This is a genomic window from Bordetella petrii, from assembly GCF_017356245.1.
Classification (GTDB): domain Bacteria; phylum Pseudomonadota; class Gammaproteobacteria; order Burkholderiales; family Burkholderiaceae_B; genus Bordetella_A; species Bordetella_A petrii_D.
The window spans coordinates 1,956,082-1,975,871 of record NZ_JAFMZZ010000001.1 but is presented as its reverse complement, the minus strand read 5'-3'; the positions used below and the strand labels follow the sequence as shown (position 1 = coordinate 1,975,871).

Here is a 19,790-nt window from a genome sequence, read left to right as displayed (position 1 = left end):
ACCGGGCCGCGGTTTTCCAGATTCGCTAGACGCTCATCCCCGGCGGGACGGGCGCCGCCCGCCTTGCGCATCGCTGACGCCTGCGCGCTGCGCTTGCCCACGATGTTCTCAACGGTATAACGCGGCTTTTCGGCCCGTTCTTACCCGGCCCAAAAAGCTCGTCGTCGGATAGGGTGGTTTCGATCAACTCCACCGGCACGCCTGCATTTTCGATCACGGCCACGCGGTAGTCGTCGATGGGCTCATACGGACCAAGAATCACCGTATGGCCCACGACCGCTGCCGCCAGGTTGTCGACCTTGTAAGCGACATGCGGCTGCGTGCGCAGGAGCGGATGCAAGGGCGACGCAGGCTCGAACCGATGCCACTGAATGGGCACCGGGCCTGTCAGGTCGTCGGCGGTGTACATGCCGATCTTGGCCGCGTAGCGTTCGCCAGCCTGCGGGATATCGGTAGGGATGCCGATATGGTGGAGCGTGTAGGTCACGCCTTCGCGTCTCATGCCGAAATTGTACGTCGTGGCGTCATGACCCGTTTCCCATCGTCTGCTGTTGGAGAACTGGCGGCCTTGCTGTTCGGTCAGCCGACGATCTCAGTGGGCAGGATGGTTTCGATCGGCTTGTGGCCCACCCAGGGGAAAACGTGGATTTCCAGGTGGCGGATGACCTTTTCCGCATAGCTCTCCGACCACTCCCGGTCTTTCTTGGCGCTGGCGTGCCAGGCGCGGGCCAGCCGCTCGAAGGTGTTGAGCTGTGCGATGCGCGCCTGTTCTTCCTGGCGCTCGCGGGCTTCCTTCGGATCTTGGCCGTTGGCGCGCAGGCTGTTCGCTTCGTATGCCTTGGCGCGTGCTTGCGCGAGCGTGACTTCCGGATAGGGCCCCATGCCGAGCTTCGCGGGCTTGCCGTTGCGCTCGTACCGATAGACCCAGGTTTTTCCCGTATCGCGTACCCGCAGGAACAGGTTGTCGCCGTCGTTGAGGAAATACTCTTTCGGGCCAGGCTTGGCGGCCCTGATTTGCGTCTCGGTTAGCTGTCCCATGATGATCTACCCGTACCCCCAAGGGGCGTTTATCACGAGATCACTCTAGGGTACGGCTCGGGGTACGGGCAAACGTGGGATGTAACGGCACGACTTGGGACATTATGGGTGCGATTTCTCGCCTAAGTCCCTGATGCACAAATGAAAATGCCCAGCTTTCAGGGCTGGGCATCGAATCCTTGGTGGCTGGGGCTGAATCAAACAATCATCGGAAAGCCGCGTCTTTTCTGGCTCTCAGCGATTCATTAAGCTCCAGGGGACCCTTTAGGGGACCCTCGACTATGTCGTTGTTTAAATGCCACAAAAGGTCGACTAACAGCCGTCGTTAATTATTGCAGTTTCGCTGCATTTTGTCGGTCACGAAGATCTTGGGCCCACGCAGCCAATGCAGCAATTTCAGTTGATAGCGTCTCCGGTCGTGGCAATGGGCGATTCAAGTCTCGCGCTGCGCTGTGTAGCAGCTCCGAACAGCGACCGTAGCTATCTCTCATTGCTTCGCAATCGGCAACGGTAATGGCAGTTAGCTTCACTAGGCCCGGCGTTTCCACCTTGTTGGAAAGACGACGGATCACATGCGCCACCGCTTCCTCCACCGCAATTTCCCAGGTGTCGCGTAAGGAACTACCAATAGATTTGACTGTTTTACGCCATTCGTCAGGATCACCCTGCTCGAAATGAAAGCGTTCATTCTCCAACTGTCTGGTAAGACTTGCCGCGATGTCATTGACACGGCGGGCTTTGAAGGGCGCCTCGTTACGGCAAAAGCCGGCTTTATCCGCACCTCGGTTGATCGAGCTAATCGCTACGTGGGGCTTGGGTTGAAGTTCGGCCGCAGCCCGTTCCAGTTCGAATAAAAAGGCAAGATCATGAGTGAAAACGATGACCTGGCGGTGCGCTGCCTCTGCAACAAGGCGCTGGGCTACGGCTTCTCGATGCATGTGGTCAAGGGATGACATTGGATCATCGAAAACGATGCCAGATTTGTTCCCAAGCGTTGCAAGTTCCGCCATGAATGCCGCCAAGGCAACACAACGATGCTCTCCTTCGCTCAGAACTTGTCCCACCGGAGCGTCGGGTTTCCTAGTGAGTGCAACCTTGAAACGGGGGACCCCTTGCGCACTAGTTTGCTGTTTCAACTCCACTGCGAGGCCTGCAATGTCAAAATTGGCGATCTCTTGCGCGAACTGTGTTCGGAGTGCGTCAGTGACCAATGCTTGAGCTATTTCTGTACTCTTCGTGGTGATGCGTTTGGTAGATGTGTCTCGTTGAGCCACTTCAAGTTGAGCGATACGCTTTCGCCGTTCAATCTCGGCCACCACATCGGCCTTAATTCCAGTCAACCGTTGACGATCAGCGAGCTCCGCTTTTTCGGCCAGGAGTGCGGCTCTGGCGGGGGAACCTGCTTCAGCAGCAAGAGCTGTTGCCCGCGCTTCGATACTTGCAATCTGTTCGACCAGAGCCTGTCCGGGATAGATGCCGACGGGTGAGCTAATTGTGGCTTCAAGATTCGCGTGCAGCCGCTTGATTTGACGGTGGCGCCACAGGGTCCGGAGAGTCGCATCTCTGATCTGCGCAGCCAGTGCATCTTGCCGGAGCTCATCACGGACGGTTTCTACGATGTTCTTCAAGTGACCCAACGACAGTGTCTGATTTTTGAACGTTGCCAGTGCTGCATCGTAAGCTTGACGCGTTGCGTCGGCACGCTGCTGGCTATCGTCTCGGACAAAGTTCTCAAATCGGTTGAGGCGGTCAGCGGCAATAGGTGTTAGCTCCTGCTGACAAAGAACACAGACACTGCTTGCAGCCGTGACCGGAAACTGCTGGCCAACGTAGGCCTCTTCATCGGAAAAGGCGCGTGCGCTTTCCCATAGCGCCTGCCATACCTCCGATCCGATTTGAGGAAGGGGTTCATTGCGGAAAAGTGCGCTGGAGGCGGTTTCTGCGGCTCGACGTGCAGCTTCGGCGCCAGCTGCGAGGGAACGCAAATTGGCTACGTTATCGTCGCTGACAGCGGAAAATAACAGATTGAGACTAGTGACATATCCCTCAACCTTCGTTTTTAAGGTAGATAACTGCCGAGCCGCGCGAGTAGGATCGTCAGCGAGGTCTGCTGTGATCTGAGTTAGTCGATCTTGATCTGCTCGCGTAAGTGTGGCAAGCGTTTCGACTGCAGCCGGGTCGCTTTTAGCGCCAAGCTGATTCATCAATTTTCCAACAGCGGTGTTCTGGCTCCAAGCCGGTGTATGGATTACTTGTGGCGTCTGGGCCTCTATCTGACTGATTTCATCATTCAATTTTCCTTTGACTGACTGACATAACTGAGCCAGAGTGCCAAGCAGTTTGAGTGGGAAAGGTGTATACGCCACGTCGTTCGTCTCATTGACGTGGATGTTGGCCGTGCGGGAATCGAAAACACTTACAGTAGACAGTGCACTATCGCTTGCCTGTCCATGCTGCCATGTACATGTCCTGTTCTGTCCTCCGATTACATATTCGATCGTGGCGCTTGGTATACCTGGCTCCGCGTCGTATATGTCAGGCATGATTTCGTCGCCACGGTTGGGAAGGCGTGCCCGACAAGCTTTCTTCAGAATACGCGCGTAGCCGGATTTACCCGATCCGTTGTCTCCATAGATGATGGTTAAACCAATGCGGTGAAATGTCAGCCGTTGGTCAGACGCTAATGCATTGACGTATTGCACGCTATGGACTTGACGTAGGAAAACTTCGCCATGGGTGTGGTTGGGATCGAGAAGATGCACTGCCTCCAGAGGCGCTGGCGGTTTTTCTCCTTTGCAGATAGCAATCAACTCGTCGATTTCGTCTGACTCCAATGGAGGCATTTGTACGATAAGGCGACGTAGTGCATCTCGTTGCCAATTAGGGCTGTCAGCAGACCACGCGAGAATACTTGCCAGCGCTTCAGCTTCAGTCGCCATACCCTTATCCTCCAAAGGAAATATCAAGTTCAGCGTCGGGTAGGCGTTTGGCAATGGCCCGCCTTCAGCATGCGAATTATAGTTACATAATGTTCTTTTTTGAGAAAATCGACTTAAAATCGCTATAGGCCTTAGCCCGCGTCGACGGAGAGTCTGCCAACGTGGGTACCAAGATCCTCCTTCACGAAAACGGAGACACGATGCCGTTAGATTGGAATGTAGTAATGCCCAGCCTTGTGTCTGCTGTGTCTGGACTGTGTGGCGTGTGGTTAGGCGGACAGCTCACATTCAAACGTGAAGCAAGACGGGAGGCTGATCGCATAAAGAGAGAATCCAACTATCTCGTGATCCTTGTCGTCGCTCATTTGGACAGATTTATAGATGGATGTGTGCAAGTCTCGTTTGATAACGGGATGAGCGAGGGCCGCCCAGCGGGCGAGGATGGTGTTTGTGCAGCTACCGTCACAGTGCCGTCGTTTGATCCTCTCGTCTTGACGGTAGATTGGAAAGTACTTCCAGCCGATTTGATGTACGAGATATTGAATCTGCCATATAGAGCAGAGCAACTGGCAGGCTACATTTCAAGCATAGCGGAATACGACGACCCTCCTGACTTCGATAGAACGTTCTGGGCACGACAGCTTGGGTATGCTGAACTTGGACTAGAGATATCTAAGCTCGCACGTCGATTGCGACAGCATGCGAATCTGCCAGTCGACCAGCCTGTGTTAGGGAATTGGGATAGGGAGAAAACGCTGCGAGAGCAAGTTGCAAAGGTCACCGCAGAAAAAGCGGCCTATGAAGCAGGAACCATCACCTTTTCACCTGTTGCCGACTAAGAATGTCTTGACATGAATCAACCCATATTCGAGCGAACTCAGAAGGGTAATCCGCATCACATAACCATTAATCAACACATCCATTCCAAGCACTGCATCAAGCAGTTTTGTGGAAAAGACGGGCTGGTCGATGTACGTGAAATGGCTACTGACAAAGTAACAAGAGCCAAACCGGAAGCAAAGGTATTTTGCACGAAGCGGGCGTGGGACGATGTGACAGAAAAATCACGCATGGCTGGCTTTGAAAGGGCCTATTTCAACGTTCTGACCAATCCAAGTACTTTTGAATCCCGAAATCACGAGGCGATCAGCGCATATTACCTGTTATGGCATTTCCGATTTCTTGCGGCGACCGCTGATCGGACGCCGTTGACGATAAATGGAGTTGTTCCAGAGCGTGAGCTCGATATAAATTCTCGTGAATTGCTAGAGTCGAGGGGTATCATCTACATGAATGAGGATGCGACGATGAGCACTAGATTCATATATGGAGCACGCTTTTATCTATTCCACGATCGTGAGATGGAGAGATTACGTGGCACTCGTTGGGGGTTAGTACATTGCCGCGCTGGAGAGCTTCTTTGTGCTGACAATCATGGGGGACATTTGTATATGCCCATTTCGCCGACCGCTGCGTTTCTCGGCGGATATCAAGATGGTACGCTGACGCTCGACGATGTCCAGGCGTGCAACAGATTATCTGTGGCCACCGCTGATAATTGGCTCTTTGCGCGCGACCTTCAGGTCTGTCCATTGTAGTAGACGTGTTGCTGTCGAACGTCGTCAATGATTCTTCTTAATTATTAAGATGACGAAACCCTCGGTCATTCTTGAGAAACCACGCCAGCATATGCGGCACGAGCGTAGCCGCATCCACCTGTTCGCCATAGGCTTGACTGTGCATGGCGGCGTACCGATCCAAGTCGGCTTTTAGCGTCGTTGGCAGGCTGACCGTCAGCTTGACGGACTCTTGTTTTGGAAGCGGGCCTAAGCGTAGTTTCGTTGCCATTGCATTACCTGTTGATAAAAAGCGGCCGGTATGGCCGAAGCGTGATGTCTCGATTCACCACGATCCGCACCGGCATGCCTGGCCGGATCGTGAGCGTGGGTTGAATGTTGAGATTGCGCCGGGTGATTTCCTGTCCGACTTGGTTCACGGTGTCCTGCACACCGTCGCGCGTCGCGATCACCACCGGGCCATCGCGGCCGCCTTGGTTCTGTGGTGCGGCTAATTCCGCGCCTACACCCAATAGCGTGGTCAGCACAGCACCCTTCAGTATCCGATCCCAATGCCAGTCCACCGCGTCTTCCAGACCCGCGTAGCCAGCCGGGTCGGCAGCCGCTAGGTTATCGAGCACGATAGAAGACGTGTCTGGCATAATGATGCGCTCCCATACGGCCTGTAAACGGCTTTGTCCGTAGGCGACCTGGCTGTTGTAGCGACCCATCAGGCGCGCGCCCTGCGGAATGAGCACGTTGCGATGCGTAGCGCTGTCGTAGACGGGCTCGGTCACGGTGGCGATGATGTCGCCTGGCATATCCGACTTGATGCCAGTGACGAGTGCGGCGGCGATGACGGTGCCGGCCATCACCGTGTCGGGACCACGCGGCGCCTGCAGACGATGCGCGCTTTGCGTGGCCGTGCGCCCCTGGCTGGCGAATGCCGTCTTGTTGTCCTGCATGTTTTGCGTTTGCATCGGGTCTACCGTGCCGCCCGCGTCGGTAGGCGCATCGGCGAGCGTCTCCGCTGGCATGCCGCCGGGCGCGGGCGCTGCATTCGCATCCGATGTACCGCTTCGGCTGCTGGATTTGTAGAAAAGCGCAGACCGGGCTGCTTCCTCGGCTTCTTTGAGCCGCGCCAACCGTTCAGCTTCTGCCGCGTCGGGTCCGCCGTGAGGTTGCAAGCCGGCTTCGCGTTCGGCACGTAGCACCGGCCGGCCCAGATCCCCCGGCAACGGATCGCCCAGCACCGGCGGCGGTGCGGGCTGCGGCACCTGGCTGTAATCCTTGGGCAGCGACTCCAAGCCTTCGGCGCGGGTGATGCGATCGACGTTGTACAGCTCCTGATTTTCTTGATTGCCACGCGAGCGTGGCTGCAATGACCAGAGCGTGACTCCCAGGACGGCCAGCGATACCGCGCCGATGCCGACAGTCAGCGTGCGCCGGTTCAAGCGCGTTACGCGTTGAGGTGCGGCGCGCAGTTCAACGGTTTCCGGCGGCAGCTTGGGCGGCACCGCAGAATCGTCCGTATCAGCGGCTTCGTTCATGTGCCACCTCGCACCGTTTTGCCGTCGTTGCGCTCGATGCGCACGATCTGGGCGTCGTCTGCGCCCAAGCGCAACTCCACCGCACCAAAGAGCCGATCCACCACGTAGTACGGCGCACGGTACTGGTAGTTCAACAATTGCAGATCGCCGTCCGATCCAACGAGGAACAAAGGCGGCAGTTCCCCTTGTATGATGCCGGGCGGTAACTGGATGTAGACCTTCTGGCCGTCATCAAAGGCGCGTAGCGGCCGCCACGGCGGTGTGTCGCCCGTGATGGCATAACGGAATCGCAACTGGTCTACCGATACGCCTGCGCCCAGCGGCATGGCTTGCGCTGCCGCTTCGTTGCGCCGCTTTAATGCGGCCAGCCTGTCCTGCGGATAGTCCCACGACACCGAAGCCATCCAGGCCGACTGGGTGGAAGCCAGTTCCAACAAGTAAATGCGTCGATCGGTCGTGACCACCAGATTCGTTTTCAAACCGGCGCGTATCGGCTTGATCTGCAGATTGGGCCGAGCCGTAGCGCCCGTGCCGCTTGATGAGTCTCCGACAATCCAGCGCACCGTATCGCCTGCGGACACGTCGATCAGCCGTTCACCTACTTGCAGTTGCACCAGCGTTACGCGCCCGGGACTGGCGTAGACCTGGTACAGCGCGCCTTCGCTGTAGGGCCAGACCTGTATCGCGTTAATGAACCCATCGCGCGTAGGCGCCATGCGTGCCTCGCTGTTGGCGCGATTGACCTGTGCCGTCGGGCTGGTCTGCTCGGGTGCGGGTTTGTCTTTGAGTGCCTTCAACTGCCCCGGCAGCGGCAAAGGCTGTGGCATCGGCACGATTTCCACTGGCGTAGGAGGTTCAGGCACTTGGACCGGCGAACTGACCGCCACGACAGGATCGTCCAGCGCGATCTCGGGCGGCGGCGTGCCGCGTGTGGCGCAACCGGCCAGCGCCGCGACGAGCACTGTCAAGGCCAGACCGCACGGACATGGCCGATATGCGCCGACCCAGGCGGCGTGGCGACCGCCCGGCATCGGCCTACGCGCGGACCGGCCGTGTCGCCATCGGCCGTCCTGCACCATACGGCGTCGCCACGGCATGCGAGCGCTTTGGCCAGCCGCTGGGGCCAACGTCCTTCTTATGGATGAATCTCTGCAGCCAGACAAAGTATGCGTCATCACGATGTGCCTCCAGGCGTAGGGTTTGCGGAGAACTGGCGGCTCCAACTGATGCCATCGACGTAGATGCCCCAGGGATTGGCGCGCAACTTTTCTGCGATACGCGAGCGTTGCTGCACGATAGTCAGAATGGCGGTCCACCGCTCGGTGCCACCGGCGGCACCATTGACGTAGGTTTTCTCATCCCACTGGATTTGGAACGAATGTTCGCTGGCGCGAACCACGCTGACGATATCGACCATGACCGAGCGCTTACCAACGTCTTTCAGGGGTTCATGTTCACGCGCGTACTCGTTCAGGAACGCCGCACCCCGGTCGGTGGTGTAGTCGTAGATGCTGAGCCAATTCTTACGAACCACCACGGGATCAGTGGACAGCGAACGTACGCTCTCGATAAAGCGCGCCAGTTGATTGGCGATGTCCTGGTCTCCGGGATCGCCGAGCGGCATGGCCTGGCTCACGGATTGGACCTCGCCACAGGAGAGTTCGACAAGGTATGGAACGGCGGCATTGCCTTCGGCGTGGCGCATGATGCGGTCGCCCGTGGACACGGCCGCCAGCAGTAGGCAGCCGAACGCCATCAAGCGCCAGTTCCTGGCCTGCACACGGGCACCGCCCACGCGGTCGTCCCAGGCTTGGCCTGCCTTCTGAAAAGGCGTCGCGGGCTCGGGCGTGGCCGCATACTTGACCGAGGGGCGTCGAAAACGCATCGTCATCTCCTTCAGGAATCGTCACGTAGGCTGGGAATCAGGCCATTGCCGCCGGCATCGCCCGAGCGCACGGCGTGCGCGGCCATCGTCGCGCCTTGGGTAGCGCGCTGGCGGGCCTGCGCGCGTTTGGCCCAGGCGGGCGGTGCGGATGGTGCGACGGTGGATCCACCCGCAGGACTGGCGCGTCCGGCCCCCATGACACGGGACTTCACGCCACGGCCCGCCGCCGAGGCGCCGGCGCGGGCGACATCTTTCAGTCCCGCCGCAGTGGCTCGCCAGCCGGTCTTGCCCGAAAAGCTCGCCCCTTCCACATAGGCCTTGCGCGCGCCGCTGGCCATCGACGTGGCCGCCCGTACACCGCCGCCAGCCATCCGAGCCGCACCGCCCGCCACCGTGGCACCCGCAACGGCACCGGCTGTCGCCACACCGGCTGTGCCCAGCGCGGTGCCGGCCACCGCACCCGCGCCCAGTTGCGGCGCACCGGAAACCAGACCCGTCGCGATGCTTGGCCCGAAAATCCCCAGACCCAGCATGGCCAGCGAGGCCAGCATCACGGCAGCGGCATCATCCAATGTCGGCTCAGGGCCCATCGCGGTACGAAAATCGTTAAAGACGAGCGTACTGATGCCGACAATGACCGCGAGCACCAATACCTTGATGCCCGCGGAAATGACATTGCCCAACACCTTCTCGGCCAAAAAGGCGGTCTTGCCCCACAACGCAAACGGCACCAGTACGAAGCCGGCCAAAGTGGTCAACTTGAATTCGATCAACGTCACGAAAAGCTGAATCGCCAGCACAAAAAAACTCAGGATCACGACAAGCCAGGCCAGCAACAGCACCACGATGGTGTCTAAATTGGCAAAGACCGAGGTAAAGCCCGACAGGTCACCCACGCGCTCCAGGAGCGGCGCGGCGGTATCGACGCCCACCTGCGCAAGCCGGCCCGGTTGCAAGAACTCGGCGATCGTCAGTGATGAACCGGAGGCCATGAGTCCTAAACCGGACAGCGAACGGAACACAATGCCCGACAACCAGTTGAAGTTACCCAGAATGAAGGCGAACACGCCGACGTACAGCACTTTTTTGATGAGTCGTGCCAGCACGTCGTTCTGACCATGATCCATCGCCCACCACAAGCCCGCCAGCGTCATGTCGATGACCACCAGCGTGGCCGACAGGAACGCCACCTCGCCATTGACCAGGCCAAAGCCCGAATCAATGTAGCGGGAGAAAATGTTGGTGAAGCGGTCGATAATGGCCAGATCGTTCATGAGGATGGCTCCCGCCCCTAAAACCCGTCGACGCGCTGCGGCGTGTACTGGCTCTTGCCGTCGCCCATAAAGCGCTTGCGGGTTTCTTCGGCTGCGCGCTGGACCCGGGCATCGTCGGCGCTGGGCGCGACGGCTGGCGCGTCTGGGTGCGTCGGCGCATCCTGCTTGTCGCCGCACGCGGCAGCAAGTGCGGTCACGGCCACTACGGCCATCGTCGTCTTGATCATGGCAAAGCTCCTGTCAGGGGTAGAACGTCACGGATTGCGGGGTGTACTGGCCTTGGCCATTGCCCCTGAAGCGACGCCGGATCTCGCGCGCCTGGGCCTCGTCGGCGGCGGTTTGCGCTTCATCAAGTGCGATGGCGCGATCCTGGGCAATTTGCAATTGCTGCTGCTGGATGGCCTGCTTGGCCTGCAAGGCCAGCAATTGATTGGTCGCCTGCTGCGCCTGCAACGCGCCCACGGCCGATTGGCTCTGCGCGACGATGTCGGTGAGCACGCCTTCGTCGTCGCGCAGGCTCTGTACGGCCTGCGCTTGCACGCGCATGGTGGTGCGCAGCGATTCGAGCGATTGCGTCCAGCGTTCGCGTGCGTCCTGCACCATCTGATCTCGGGTGACGGCGGTGCCGTACTGCTCGGGATAGAGCCGAGAAAAATCCGCATCCATGCGCGACACATCGAAGGTCAGGCCCCGCGCCTCATCGACCAGGCGAGTCGTCGCAGCCAGCGTCGAGCGTAGCCGATTGATGCTGTCGAAGTTGAGCGTGGCGAGATTGCGTCCCTGGTTGACCAGCATCTGTCCTTCATTCTGCAACTGCTGGATCTGGTTGTTGATTTGCTCAAGCGCGCGAGCGGCCGTCATGACATTCTGTGTGTAGTTGGACGGATCGAAGACGGTGCGCCAGGCATATGCGGCAGGCGTGGCCGCTGCCAGCGCGGTGGCGAGTACGACAAGGATGGACGTTTTCATGATGAAACCTCCGATAAGTCGACAACGGGAGAAATGGGGGCGGCAGCGGCCGGTGCGGACATGGGATCGATCAGTTCGGCCGCCCAGTCCAGGCTACGATGGCGCAGCCATGCCGCAGCAAAGCCGTCGCGCCCGTTCCCGGCCAGCACGGCGTCGATGTCTCGCTGATCTTCAGGCGAGGCCGCCCCAGCAAAGGCCAGCGATACCGGCCCCAAGCCCAGGTCGAACATACGGTGGCCCAAACGGGACTGGTAGTAGTAGTCCTGCTTGGGCTGTGCGTGAGCGACGAGCTGAATCTGGCGGGCGTTCAGGCCGAAACCTTCGTAGATCGTGCGAATCTGCGGTTCGACCGCTTGCGGATTCGCGAGAAAAATTCGGCTGGCACAGCTTTCGATGATGGCCGGCGCAATGCTCGAATCGCGGATGTCGGCCAGCGATTGTGTGGCGAAGATCACCGACACGTTTTTCTTGCGCAAGGTCTTAAGCCATTCGCGCAATCGCGCAGCAAACACCGGGTCGTCCAGAAACAACCAGGCCTCATCCAGCACGAGCAACGTGGGCGCGCCGTCGAAGCGTTCCTCCAGCCGAGCAAAAAGATGACGGATGACGGCATTGGCGGCGGCCTTGGCCGGCATCAGGTCTTCCATCTCAAAACCTTGCACATCGGCCGTCCCCAGCCGGTCGTGATCCGCATCGAGCAGTCGTCCGTGCGCGCCACCCAGCACATAGGGGGCGAGCGCTTGGCGCAACCGGTTCGACTGCAGGAGTGCCGAGAGCCCGGTCATGGTGCGCTGCGCGACGGGTGCGCTGGCCAGACTGCCCAGCGCCGACCACACGGCGGCTTTTTCTTCGGGGCCGACCACGACACCTTCCATCGCCAGGCGGCCCTCCACCCATTCGGCCGCCTGGCTGCGGTACGCAGGGTCGTCTACACGTGCCAGCGGTTGGAAAGCGGCTTCGCCTTCCAGACCCAGATCGTGATACTCGCCGCCCAGCCCCAGAAGCGTTGCGCGTAACGAGCGTCCCATCTCGAACACAAAAACACGCGAACCGGCATAGCGACGAAACTGCGCGACCAGCATGGCCAAGAGCACCGATTTGCCAGCGCCAGTCGGGCCGACCACCACCGTGTGGCCCACGTCGCCGATATGCGTCACGAGCCGAAACGGCGTGGCGCCATCGGTGCGTGTGACGACAAGTGGCGGACCATCCAGGTGAGCATTGCGTTCCTGGCCTGCCCAGACCGCCGATGCCGGCATGAGGTGAGCCAGATTCAGTGTCGATACCAGCCACTGGCGCACGTTGGCGTAGACGTGACCCGGCAGCGACGACAGCCACGCCTCGACCGCGTTCAGCGTCTCGGGCACGACGACAAAGCCCCGCGATTCGATGGCGCGCGCGGCCAGGCGTAGCTTCTCGTCGGCCACGGCCGCATTCTTGTCACGCACGACCACGGTGGCGGTCACGTATCCGTATGCCACATCGTCCGACCCCAGCTCTTGCAAGGCGGCATCGGCATCGGCCGATTTGTTGTCGGCATCGCTATCGACCAACGGGCTTTCCTGTTGAGAAAGCGTCTCGCGCAGCAGCACCAGCACGCTCTTGCGTTTGGCGAACCAGTGCCGGCGCAGTCGTGTCAGCTCGGCCTCGGCTTCGTGCTTGTCCAGACAAATAAAACGCGTGACCCAGCGATAGGCGAATCCGAGACGGTTCAGATCATCCAGCAAGCCAGGCCAGGTGCGTGTCGGAAACCCGCGCACGGACAATACTCGCACGTGTTCGTCACCCAGCATGGGCGCCACACCGCCCACCAGGGCGCTATCGGCCAGCAACGCATCCAGATAGCAGGGCACTTCGGGCACGCCCACCGGATGCGGCCGAGTGGAAACGGTGCCGTGCAAATACGACAGCGTTTGCGCGCTGTCGAGCCAGCGTACCTCGGGCATGACGCCATCGAGCAACCCAGCAAAACGCTGGGTTTCGGCCATAAAACCGGTCAGGCGCTCGCGCCAGTCAACGCCCTGGCGCGCCGGATTCTCGTACAGCATCCGTCCGGCCCGCGCACGTGCGTCCTCGGGGGGCTGCCACAACACGGTAGCGTGATAAGCGCTCTCGAAGTGCGAACCCGCTTCCTCGAACGCGGCGCGCCGCTCCTCATCGATCAGCCACGACAGTTTGTCGGGAAAGGTGGCAATGGGATAGTTGCCCGCTTCGCGCCGGTCGGCCTCGACGAACAAGGCCCAGCCCGAGCCGAAGCGCTTGAGCGCGTTGTTCAGGCGTGCCGTCACCGCGACCAGCTCGGATTCGGTGGCGCTATCCAAGTCCGGTCCGCGAAACCTCATGGTGCGCTGAAACGCGCCATCTTTATTGAGCACCACCCCATCGGCGATCAGCGCGGCCCACGGCAGCCAGTCCGCCAGTTGCGCGGGACGCTTGCGGTACTCGGTCAGATTGAGCATCGCCGTCTCCTATACGTCCAAGAGCGTCGGATGCTTCACATGGCGTGTGAAGACCTGCATGAATTGCACGTCCGCGCGCGCGCCCCACACCGCCAGCATATGGCCGACGAACCAGCAGGCCAGGCCGGGCAACCACAGTTGCAGGCCCAGACCGATAGCGGCGGCCAGCGTACCGTTGGCGATCGCCACCGTACGCGGCGCACCGCCCAGCAAAATCGGCTCGGTCAACGCCCGGTGCAACGGCGCTTCGAAGCCTTCGGGTAGATTGGCCATTGCAGTCATATCAGCGCGCCGCCCGAGAAGGAGAAGAACGACAGAAAGAACGACGAGGCCGCAAAGGCAATGGACAGGCCGAACACGATCTGAATCAGCCGACGAAATCCGCCGTTCGTATCGCCAAACGCCAGCGTGAGCCCGGTCACGATAATGATGATGACCGCGACGATGCGCGCCACCGGCCCCTGCACCGATTCCAGAATGGATTGCAGCGGGGCTTCCCACGGCATGCTGGAACCGGCCGCGTGCAGCGCGCCCACGGCAAAGAGCAACAACAGCCCGCCAAAGCGATGCGCAAAAGCCAAAGCCTGGTCGCGGAATGCGGGTACATAAGTTGGTGACGAGACCGACTTCATGGGGATTCTCCGAAAGTAAGCGGGATGGGATCGAGTACGTAGCGCTCGCCCTCCAGACCCGTTACGCGCGCGATCTCGCGCACGCGCCGGGCGGCGCCCCGGCCATCCAGGAAAACGATGACGTTGACGGCCTCGGCAATCAGCGCGCGCGGCGGCTGGCTGGAGGCTTCGAGCGTGAGCTGTTCCAGGCGCAGCAGCGCGCCGTAGGCGGAATTGGCGTGCAGCGTGGCGATGCCGCCCGGATGGCCGGTGCCCCAGGCTTTGAGCAGATCCAGCGCTTCAGCACCGCGCACTTCGCCCACGATGATGCGATCGGGCCGCTGGCGTAGCGTCGAGCGCACCAGATCGGCCATTGATGCCGCGCCCGGCAACGTACAAAGCTGCACGCGGTCCTCGTTGCGGCATTGCAATTCCACGGTATCTTCGAGAATCAGGATGCGGTCGCCGCCATCGGCGATTTCGTCGAGCAACGCGTTGGCAAATGTAGTCTTGCCCGAGCTGGTGCCACCGGCGATGACGATGTTCAAGCGATCGCGCACGGCCCCGCGCAAGAAGACCGCGTGTCCGGTCTGCAAAATATCGTCACGCACGTAGTCGTCCAACGTGAACACCCCCACCGCATGCTTGCGGATGCTGAAGGACGGCGCGTAGACCACCGGCGGCAACACCCCCTCGAACCGTTCGCCGTGTAGCGGCAAGCGCGCCGACAGGAGCGGCCGTTCACGGTGGACCTCGGCCTGTACGCATGCGGCAACTAATCGGATGATGCGTTCGGCATCGGCCGGCGAGAGCGACACACCCGTCGGCTCGCGGCCGCTACGCAGCCTATCCACCCAAATACGGCCATCCGGATTGAGCATGACTTCGCCGATGTCTGGATCATCCAGGGCTTCGATGATGGCCGGGCCGAACGCCGTGCGCAGCATCTGCACACTACGCTCGCGCGCGGCGGCTTTGCTGGCGTCGGTGTCACGCATCATCAGCTCCCTCGGCAAGCGGACCGACCGGCGAATCGGCCTGTGCGGCCAGGCTGTCGTCCGGGCCCGGTGCCAGGCCATCCAGATCGGGATAGATTTCTTCATGAACCTCGTGCACCAGACTGCGGCCGCGTTGCAAGTGGCGGGCAAGCTGGTCGATGAACTGTCCGTAGCGCAGCTTGCCCTGGGCGCGGGCGGCGTCCTGATGGGTGGCTGGCACGGGCGTCGAGATGGTCAGAAAGACACGCACATAGATCGCCACGGTCTCGATCAGGATGTTCTGGTCGCGGTCGAGCTTGTCGAACTGGCGCGAGAGTTTGTCCAAACGCCGCGCCAGCGCCGCTTCGCGCTGATCAGCGCCATCCGGCGACAGGAACGAGGCCAAGGCGGCTGCTACCAGCGAGGACTTGGAGACGCCGCGATGCGCGGCCAGATCGTCCAGCCGCCGGGCGTGGCTGGGTTCGATGAAGAGGTTCAGTCGCGTGCGCGTGGTCATAGCGGTATCCCGTCGTCTGGGTCCAGCGCCGCCAGTCGTGCCGAGCGTTGCAGCCGCCGATCGGGTTCTACGGGCAACGGCGGACCGTCATCTTCTTCCATCGACGCCAGATCAGGTTCGAGCTCCAGCGGCGCGGCAGTCGGCAGCATGTCCAGTTCCGGGCGGATCTGCAAACCACCGTCCTCGTTCAGGCCCGAGGTATCGGTGTCAGACGATACGGGTAGCACGGGCGGCAGTGCGCGCCCACTCCAATCGTCGGGACGGGCGGCGGGCTTGTCGGCATAACCGTTCTCGCGTAACACGGGGGAACGCAATACCCGTCGTGTGAAATTGCCGTCTTCGTAGTAGCGCAGCTTCTTGGCCTGGATGGGCGGCTGGCCGGACAGCATCACAATCTGGTCCGTGTCCGGCAACTGCATGATCTCGCCGGGTGTGCGCAGCGGTCGGGCCGTTTCCTGCCGCGACACCATCAAATGTCCCAGCCACGGCGCGAGCCGGTGGCCCGCATAGTTGCGCTGAGCGCGCAGCTCAGTCGCCGTGCCCAACGAATCGGACACGCGCTTGGCGGTGCGCTCATCGTTCGATGAAAACACGACGCGCACGTGGCAGTTATCCAGAATCGAGTTGTTGGGGCCATACGCTTTTTCGATCTGGTTCAGGCTTTGCGCAATCAGGTACGCGCGCAGCCGATAGCCCGCCATATAGGCCAGCGCCGACTCGAAAAAGTCCAACCGGCCCAGCGCGGCGAACTCGTCCAGCATCAGCAGCAGGTCGCGCAGGCGCGCAATGCCATCGGAGCCATCCAGCGACTCGGTCAGACGGCGGCCAATCTGATTGAGCAAGAGCCTGACCAGCGGTTTGGTGCGCGAAATGTCCGACGGCGGCACGACCAAATAAAGCGATACCGGATGTTGAGCGCTGATGAGATCGGCGATGCGCCAGTCGCATCGCTCGGTCACGGTCGCCACCGTGGGGTCGCGATACAGTCCGAGGAACGACATAGCGGTACTCAACACGCCCGACCGTTCGTTCTCCGATTTGTTGAGCACTTCGCGTGCTGCCGATGCCACCACCGGATGCGGGCCATCGTCCAGATGCCGCGTGCTCAGCATGGCGCGTAAGGTTATCTCGAAGGGACGCGCCGGGTCCGACAAGAATGCCGCCACACCGCGCAGCGTCTTGTCGCGCTCGGCGTACAGCACGTGCAGAATGGTGCCGACCAGTAGTGAATGAGACGTTTTTTCCCAATGGCTACGGCGCTCCAGCATGCCCTCGGGATCAACCAGAATATCGGCGATGTTCTGCACATCGCGCACTTCATGGATGCCCTGGCGCACTTCGAGCAACGGGTTGTACGCGGCCGATTTCGGACTGGTGGGGTTGAAGTACAAACAATGCGAGAAGTGTGCACGCCAACCCGCAGTGAGCGTCCAGTTCTCGCCCTTGATGTCGTGCACCACGCACGATCCGCGCCACGTCAGCAAGGTGGGCACGACCAGGCCCACCCCTTTACCGGAACGGGTCGGTGCGATCGCCATGATGTGCTCCGGGCCATCGTGGCGCAGATAGGTCGGCGCATCGCCGCCGAGCCTGCCCAGAAACACGCCAGCAGGTTTAAGCAGCCCGGCCTTCTCTATATCGTCGCGCTCGGCCCAGCGCGCCGAACCATACGTGGTCACGCGCTTGGCCTGACGCGCGCGGTGCACCGACATCATCACAGCGGTGCCAGCACCCAGTACGCCGCCCATTGACGCGATCACGCCGCCGCGTATGAACACGTCCGGCGCATAAGCCTCGTAGGCATACCACCACATAAAGAGCTGCCAGGGGTAGTAGACCGGCAGGCTGCCTATGTACCCAGCCGGCGGGCCCAGGCGCGGCGAATAGCCGAGCGCGGCGGCCGTGTATTGCGTGCCGGCCCAGACGCATGCACCGGCTACCGTGCATACCACCACGATCTGCCCGAATAACACGCCCGTATGCGCTGCCGCTGCTTTGTCCGCCATGCCAATCCTCCCCTGATCCGGTGCCGCGCATGGCACGCGAACGCGTGCCGTACCAACACGGGACTAGTTTGGTATAGAGGCGCTGGAACACACACCCGTATGGGCGTAGTCCAGCGCAGGCAATGGGATAAAGGGCGAGCGCGCCACAGCACGGCTCACAAAGGCATATGCTTGATGTATTTGCTGCCGCGTCGCGGTATCGCGCATCGCCGCAAAATACAGAAAGGTCCGGCAAAGCGCTGCACGTTGAGAACCATCATGATGACGGTTTCGTGATAGATCAAATAACAATCGGGCCTATGAGTGATAACCCACCATACGATCAAGCGTTTTCAGTGCGTATCGGCCAATGCGTCGCCGTCAGCAGTTGTACCAAGAAAGTCACGCACCGCTTCAAAGAAGCGCCGGTCTTCCGGACGCAAACCACCGGCGTGATACAGCGCCGAGGTACAAAACGTCGCCTCGCACTGTTCGATCGGCAGGTAACGCACGTCCTTGCGCGGATTACGTGCGATCTGGGATTGTGCGATAAAGCTGATGCCAAAGCCCGCTGCCACCATCGACAGCATGCCCGGAATACTCGATGCGTATTGCGCGATATGCGGCTCCGCGATGGCTTGGGCAATGACCGCGCGCAATTGGTCACTCGCCCCATCATCATTCTCGGGATGACAGACAATCAGGCTGCATGACTTCAGCGCCTTGCGCGTAACGATCTCGGTCTGAGCCAGGGGATGCGTGGCCGGTACCACCGCCCACATCGGGTCGTACCATAGGTGTTGGATTACCAGATCCTCAACACGCACGCTGCCCATTACTATGCCCGCATCAAGCGTGCCGTCGCGCAAACCCCGAATCAGCGGGCCATATTGATGCTCAGTCACGTAGAGATCAATATCGGCAAGCCTCATGCGCATGTGAGCCAGCAAGGCATCGAGCCGGGGATGCGCCAGGCCGAGCGTCATGCCGGACAGCCCCAAGCGGATACGACGCTGCACGGCCTGCGTGACGCTGGAAGCGTTGCGTTGCAACTCGGCGTACGTATCCAACACCCGGCGCGCATCAGGCACCAGTCGGCGTCCGGCTTCAGTAATCTGCGTGCTGCGTTGCGTGCGGATAAATAGTTGCAAACCCAGTTCGGCCTCCAGGCGTTTGATCGCCAGCGACAGCAACGGCTGGGCCACGTTCAATCGTTCGGCCGCCCGGTGATAGTGTTGTTCCTCGGCCAGCACCAGAAAGCATTTGAGGTATTTCGTTCTCATTGTCTGAAATCTCCTCAGCAGGGCCCGCATCTATTCCACCGAGCACGACGATGGTGCCGCGCCTCCATGATAGAAGGTGTCGAGCCCCGATGTCGGATGTTGCATGCATTAATGCACATTGCCGGCTTCGCCGCGACTATGGCAACCCTAGTAGCCGAATGCAGCTAAAAACGGTCGTCGTCTTATTGGAGCGAGGACACTGTGCATTCGCGTTATTCAGCTTGGCAATATCCTTACATGCGAGTTAGCACCACGATTCGGACTTAGAGCCATGCCAGGAGGCCAAAGTAAGGGAGCACGCCGTGGAATCGGCATGCTTCCATTGACATTGAGCGAACTAACTATAACTATCGCTGGCGTGCCGGCAGCCTTACTGTTGCAGTCGTTGCAGCTCTTCTTGATACTCTGGGCCATTGCGCATTCGCAAGTACTCTGCTTGTGCCATTTTGTACTCACGACTGTAAATGTCAGGAGTGACCGATTTGTTCCAGAAGCGATCCATTCCGGCGCGCTTCCAGACGGCCAAGTCAGCTTTGACTTCTGCGCGCGTCAGATCATGCTCGGAGGATACATTGACTGGTGTTCGAGCGTTGGTCGACGGATTCACCTGCGCAATCGCCTGTGGGCCAACGGCAATCGTCAACATCACAAAAAGAATATTCAAAGAGTTTTTCATACGGCATTCCTCTAGGTAGGTTCATTCCATTACTCATCACCGCCATCCAATGCATGCGAATGACAGTGCAT

Annotated in this window: 20 protein-coding genes; 2 read left to right on the top strand and 18 right to left on the bottom strand. The window is 60.2% G+C overall.

The genetic code is table 11. The features are described from left to right. Positions 1-25 precede the first annotated feature (25 nt). The 3 genes from J2P76_RS09655 to J2P76_RS09645 form a co-directional block, all read right to left on the bottom strand. Entirely contained in the window at positions 26-487 is a 462-nt protein-coding gene (locus J2P76_RS09655; RefSeq protein ID WP_207406619.1) for a VOC family protein, read from the bottom strand. A gap of 92 nt (positions 488-579) precedes the next feature. Beyond that, on the bottom strand, positions 580-1,038 hold the full coding sequence (locus tag J2P76_RS09650; RefSeq protein ID WP_207406617.1) for a tyrosine-type recombinase/integrase: 459 nt from the start codon (positions 1,036-1,038) through the stop codon (positions 580-582). A 329-nt stretch (positions 1,039-1,367) separates the two neighbouring features. After that, a complete protein-coding gene (locus tag J2P76_RS09645; RefSeq protein ID WP_231852637.1) occupies positions 1,368-4,031 on the bottom strand; it encodes an AAA family ATPase in 2,664 nt (887 codons plus the stop codon). A gap of 107 nt (positions 4,032-4,138) precedes the next feature. On the opposite strand from J2P76_RS09645, the gene J2P76_RS09640 reads away from it, so the two are divergent. After that, entirely contained in the window at positions 4,139-4,816 is a 678-nt protein-coding gene (locus tag J2P76_RS09640; RefSeq protein WP_151208994.1) for a hypothetical protein, read from the top strand. Positions 4,817-4,828: 12 nt separating this feature from the next. After that, positions 4,829-5,575 carry a hypothetical protein gene (locus J2P76_RS09635; protein WP_012251453.1) on the top strand — a complete coding sequence of 249 codons (747 nt, stop codon included), beginning with the start codon at positions 4,829-4,831 and terminating at the stop codon, positions 5,573-5,575. Between the two features lie 37 nt (positions 5,576-5,612). On the opposite strand, the gene J2P76_RS09630 is transcribed toward J2P76_RS09635, so the two are convergent. The 15 genes from J2P76_RS09630 to J2P76_RS09560 form a co-directional block, all read right to left on the bottom strand. Then, positions 5,613-5,825 carry a DUF2274 domain-containing protein gene (locus J2P76_RS09630; RefSeq protein WP_012251452.1) on the bottom strand — a complete coding sequence of 71 codons (213 nt, stop codon included), beginning with the start codon at positions 5,823-5,825 and terminating at the stop codon, positions 5,613-5,615. Positions 5,826-5,829: 4 nt separating this feature from the next. Then, positions 5,830-7,083: a TrbI/VirB10 family protein gene (locus J2P76_RS09625; protein ID WP_012251451.1), complete on the bottom strand. Its 1,254-nt coding sequence runs from the start codon at positions 7,081-7,083 to the stop codon at positions 5,830-5,832. Beyond that, complete coding sequence (gene trbG / locus J2P76_RS09620) at positions 7,080-8,114, bottom strand: P-type conjugative transfer protein TrbG (RefSeq protein ID WP_050978289.1); 1,035 nt, start codon at positions 8,112-8,114, stop codon at positions 7,080-7,082. Before trbG ends, J2P76_RS09625 begins: the two co-directional genes overlap by 4 nt. A 143-nt stretch (positions 8,115-8,257) precedes the next feature. Then, positions 8,258-8,968, bottom strand: coding sequence for a conjugal transfer protein TrbF (gene trbF / locus J2P76_RS09615; RefSeq protein WP_012251449.1), 711 nt, complete (start codon positions 8,966-8,968; stop codon positions 8,258-8,260). Between the two features lie 11 nt (positions 8,969-8,979). Continuing rightward, on the bottom strand, positions 8,980-10,242 hold the full coding sequence (gene trbL / locus J2P76_RS09610; protein ID WP_012251448.1) for a P-type conjugative transfer protein TrbL: 1,263 nt from the start codon (positions 10,240-10,242) through the stop codon (positions 8,980-8,982). A 17-nt stretch (positions 10,243-10,259) separates the two neighbouring features. Then, complete coding sequence (locus J2P76_RS09605; RefSeq protein ID WP_041863224.1) at positions 10,260-10,469, bottom strand: hypothetical protein; 210 nt, start codon at positions 10,467-10,469, stop codon at positions 10,260-10,262. A gap of 13 nt (positions 10,470-10,482) precedes the next feature. Beyond that, a complete protein-coding gene (gene trbJ, locus J2P76_RS09600) occupies positions 10,483-11,211 on the bottom strand; it encodes a P-type conjugative transfer protein TrbJ (RefSeq protein ID WP_012251446.1) in 729 nt (242 codons plus the stop codon). Continuing rightward, on the bottom strand, positions 11,208-13,670 hold the full coding sequence (trbE, locus tag J2P76_RS09595; RefSeq protein WP_012251445.1) for a conjugal transfer protein TrbE: 2,463 nt from the start codon (positions 13,668-13,670) through the stop codon (positions 11,208-11,210). Before trbE ends, trbJ begins: the two co-directional genes overlap by 4 nt. Positions 13,671-13,679: 9 nt before the next feature. Next, a complete protein-coding gene (locus J2P76_RS09590) occupies positions 13,680-13,952 on the bottom strand; it encodes a VirB3 family type IV secretion system protein (RefSeq protein WP_012251444.1) in 273 nt (90 codons plus the stop codon). Further along, positions 13,949-14,302, bottom strand: a complete 354-nt coding sequence (locus tag J2P76_RS09585) for a TrbC/VirB2 family protein (protein WP_012251443.1) — start codon at positions 14,300-14,302, stop codon at positions 13,949-13,951. Before J2P76_RS09585 ends, J2P76_RS09590 begins: the two co-directional genes overlap by 4 nt. Then, a complete protein-coding gene (gene trbB, locus J2P76_RS09580) occupies positions 14,299-15,282 on the bottom strand; it encodes a P-type conjugative transfer ATPase TrbB (RefSeq protein ID WP_041863223.1) in 984 nt (327 codons plus the stop codon). The genes J2P76_RS09585 and trbB overlap by 4 nt, the downstream gene beginning before the upstream one ends. Continuing rightward, on the bottom strand, positions 15,272-15,775 hold the full coding sequence (locus J2P76_RS09575; protein ID WP_012251441.1) for a hypothetical protein: 504 nt from the start codon (positions 15,773-15,775) through the stop codon (positions 15,272-15,274). Before J2P76_RS09575 ends, trbB begins: the two co-directional genes overlap by 11 nt. Next, positions 15,772-17,781 carry a conjugal transfer protein TraG gene (locus J2P76_RS09570; protein WP_012251440.1) on the bottom strand — a complete coding sequence of 670 codons (2,010 nt, stop codon included), beginning with the start codon at positions 17,779-17,781 and terminating at the stop codon, positions 15,772-15,774. The genes J2P76_RS09575 and J2P76_RS09570 overlap by 4 nt, the downstream gene beginning before the upstream one ends. A 332-nt stretch (positions 17,782-18,113) precedes the next feature. Beyond that, the gene (locus tag J2P76_RS09565; protein WP_012251439.1) at positions 18,114-19,043 is read right to left on the bottom strand and encodes a LysR family transcriptional regulator; all 930 of its coding nucleotides are present in this window, start codon (positions 19,041-19,043) and stop codon (positions 18,114-18,116) included. Between the two features lie 370 nt (positions 19,044-19,413). Next, entirely contained in the window at positions 19,414-19,719 is a 306-nt protein-coding gene (locus tag J2P76_RS09560) for a DUF4148 domain-containing protein (protein WP_012251438.1), read from the bottom strand. Positions 19,720-19,790 lie beyond the last annotated feature (71 nt).

What these genes read in the sequence shown, in the direction of transcription:
- trbL (WP_012251448.1), bottom strand. Translation starts at nt 10,242, where the DNA reads ATGAACGATCTGGCCATTATCGACCGCTTCACCAACATTTTCTCCCGC.
- J2P76_RS09565 (WP_012251439.1), bottom strand. Translation starts at nt 19,043, where the DNA reads ATGAGAACGAAATACCTCAAATGCTTTCTGGTGCTGGCCGAGGAACAA.
- trbG (WP_050978289.1), bottom strand. Translation starts at nt 8,114, where the DNA reads ATGCCGGGCGGTCGCCACGCCGCCTGGGTCGGCGCATATCGGCCATGT.
- J2P76_RS09650 (WP_207406617.1), bottom strand. Translation starts at nt 1,038, where the DNA reads ATGGGACAGCTAACCGAGACGCAAATCAGGGCCGCCAAGCCTGGCCCG.
- J2P76_RS09625 (WP_012251451.1), bottom strand. Translation starts at nt 7,083, where the DNA reads ATGAACGAAGCCGCTGATACGGACGATTCTGCGGTGCCGCCCAAGCTG.
- J2P76_RS09585 (WP_012251443.1), bottom strand. Translation starts at nt 14,302, where the DNA reads ATGAAGTCGGTCTCGTCACCAACTTATGTACCCGCATTCCGCGACCAG.
- trbE (WP_012251445.1), bottom strand. Translation starts at nt 13,670, where the DNA reads ATGCTCAATCTGACCGAGTACCGCAAGCGTCCCGCGCAACTGGCGGAC.
- J2P76_RS09605 (WP_041863224.1), bottom strand. Translation starts at nt 10,469, where the DNA reads ATGATCAAGACGACGATGGCCGTAGTGGCCGTGACCGCACTTGCTGCC.
- J2P76_RS09630 (WP_012251452.1), bottom strand. Translation starts at nt 5,825, where the DNA reads ATGGCAACGAAACTACGCTTAGGCCCGCTTCCAAAACAAGAGTCCGTC.
- trbB (WP_041863223.1), bottom strand. Translation starts at nt 15,282, where the DNA reads ATGATGCGTGACACCGACGCCAGCAAAGCCGCCGCGCGCGAGCGTAGT.
- J2P76_RS09570 (WP_012251440.1), bottom strand. Translation starts at nt 17,781, where the DNA reads ATGGCGGACAAAGCAGCGGCAGCGCATACGGGCGTGTTATTCGGGCAG.
- J2P76_RS09575 (WP_012251441.1), bottom strand. Translation starts at nt 15,775, where the DNA reads ATGACCACGCGCACGCGACTGAACCTCTTCATCGAACCCAGCCACGCC.
- J2P76_RS09590 (WP_012251444.1), bottom strand. Translation starts at nt 13,952, where the DNA reads ATGACTGCAATGGCCAATCTACCCGAAGGCTTCGAAGCGCCGTTGCAC.
- trbJ (WP_012251446.1), bottom strand. Translation starts at nt 11,211, where the DNA reads ATGAAAACGTCCATCCTTGTCGTACTCGCCACCGCGCTGGCAGCGGCC.
- trbF (WP_012251449.1), bottom strand. Translation starts at nt 8,968, where the DNA reads ATGCGTTTTCGACGCCCCTCGGTCAAGTATGCGGCCACGCCCGAGCCC.
- J2P76_RS09635 (WP_012251453.1), top strand. Translation starts at nt 4,829, where the DNA reads ATGAATCAACCCATATTCGAGCGAACTCAGAAGGGTAATCCGCATCAC.
- J2P76_RS09560 (WP_012251438.1), bottom strand. Translation starts at nt 19,719, where the DNA reads ATGAAAAACTCTTTGAATATTCTTTTTGTGATGTTGACGATTGCCGTT.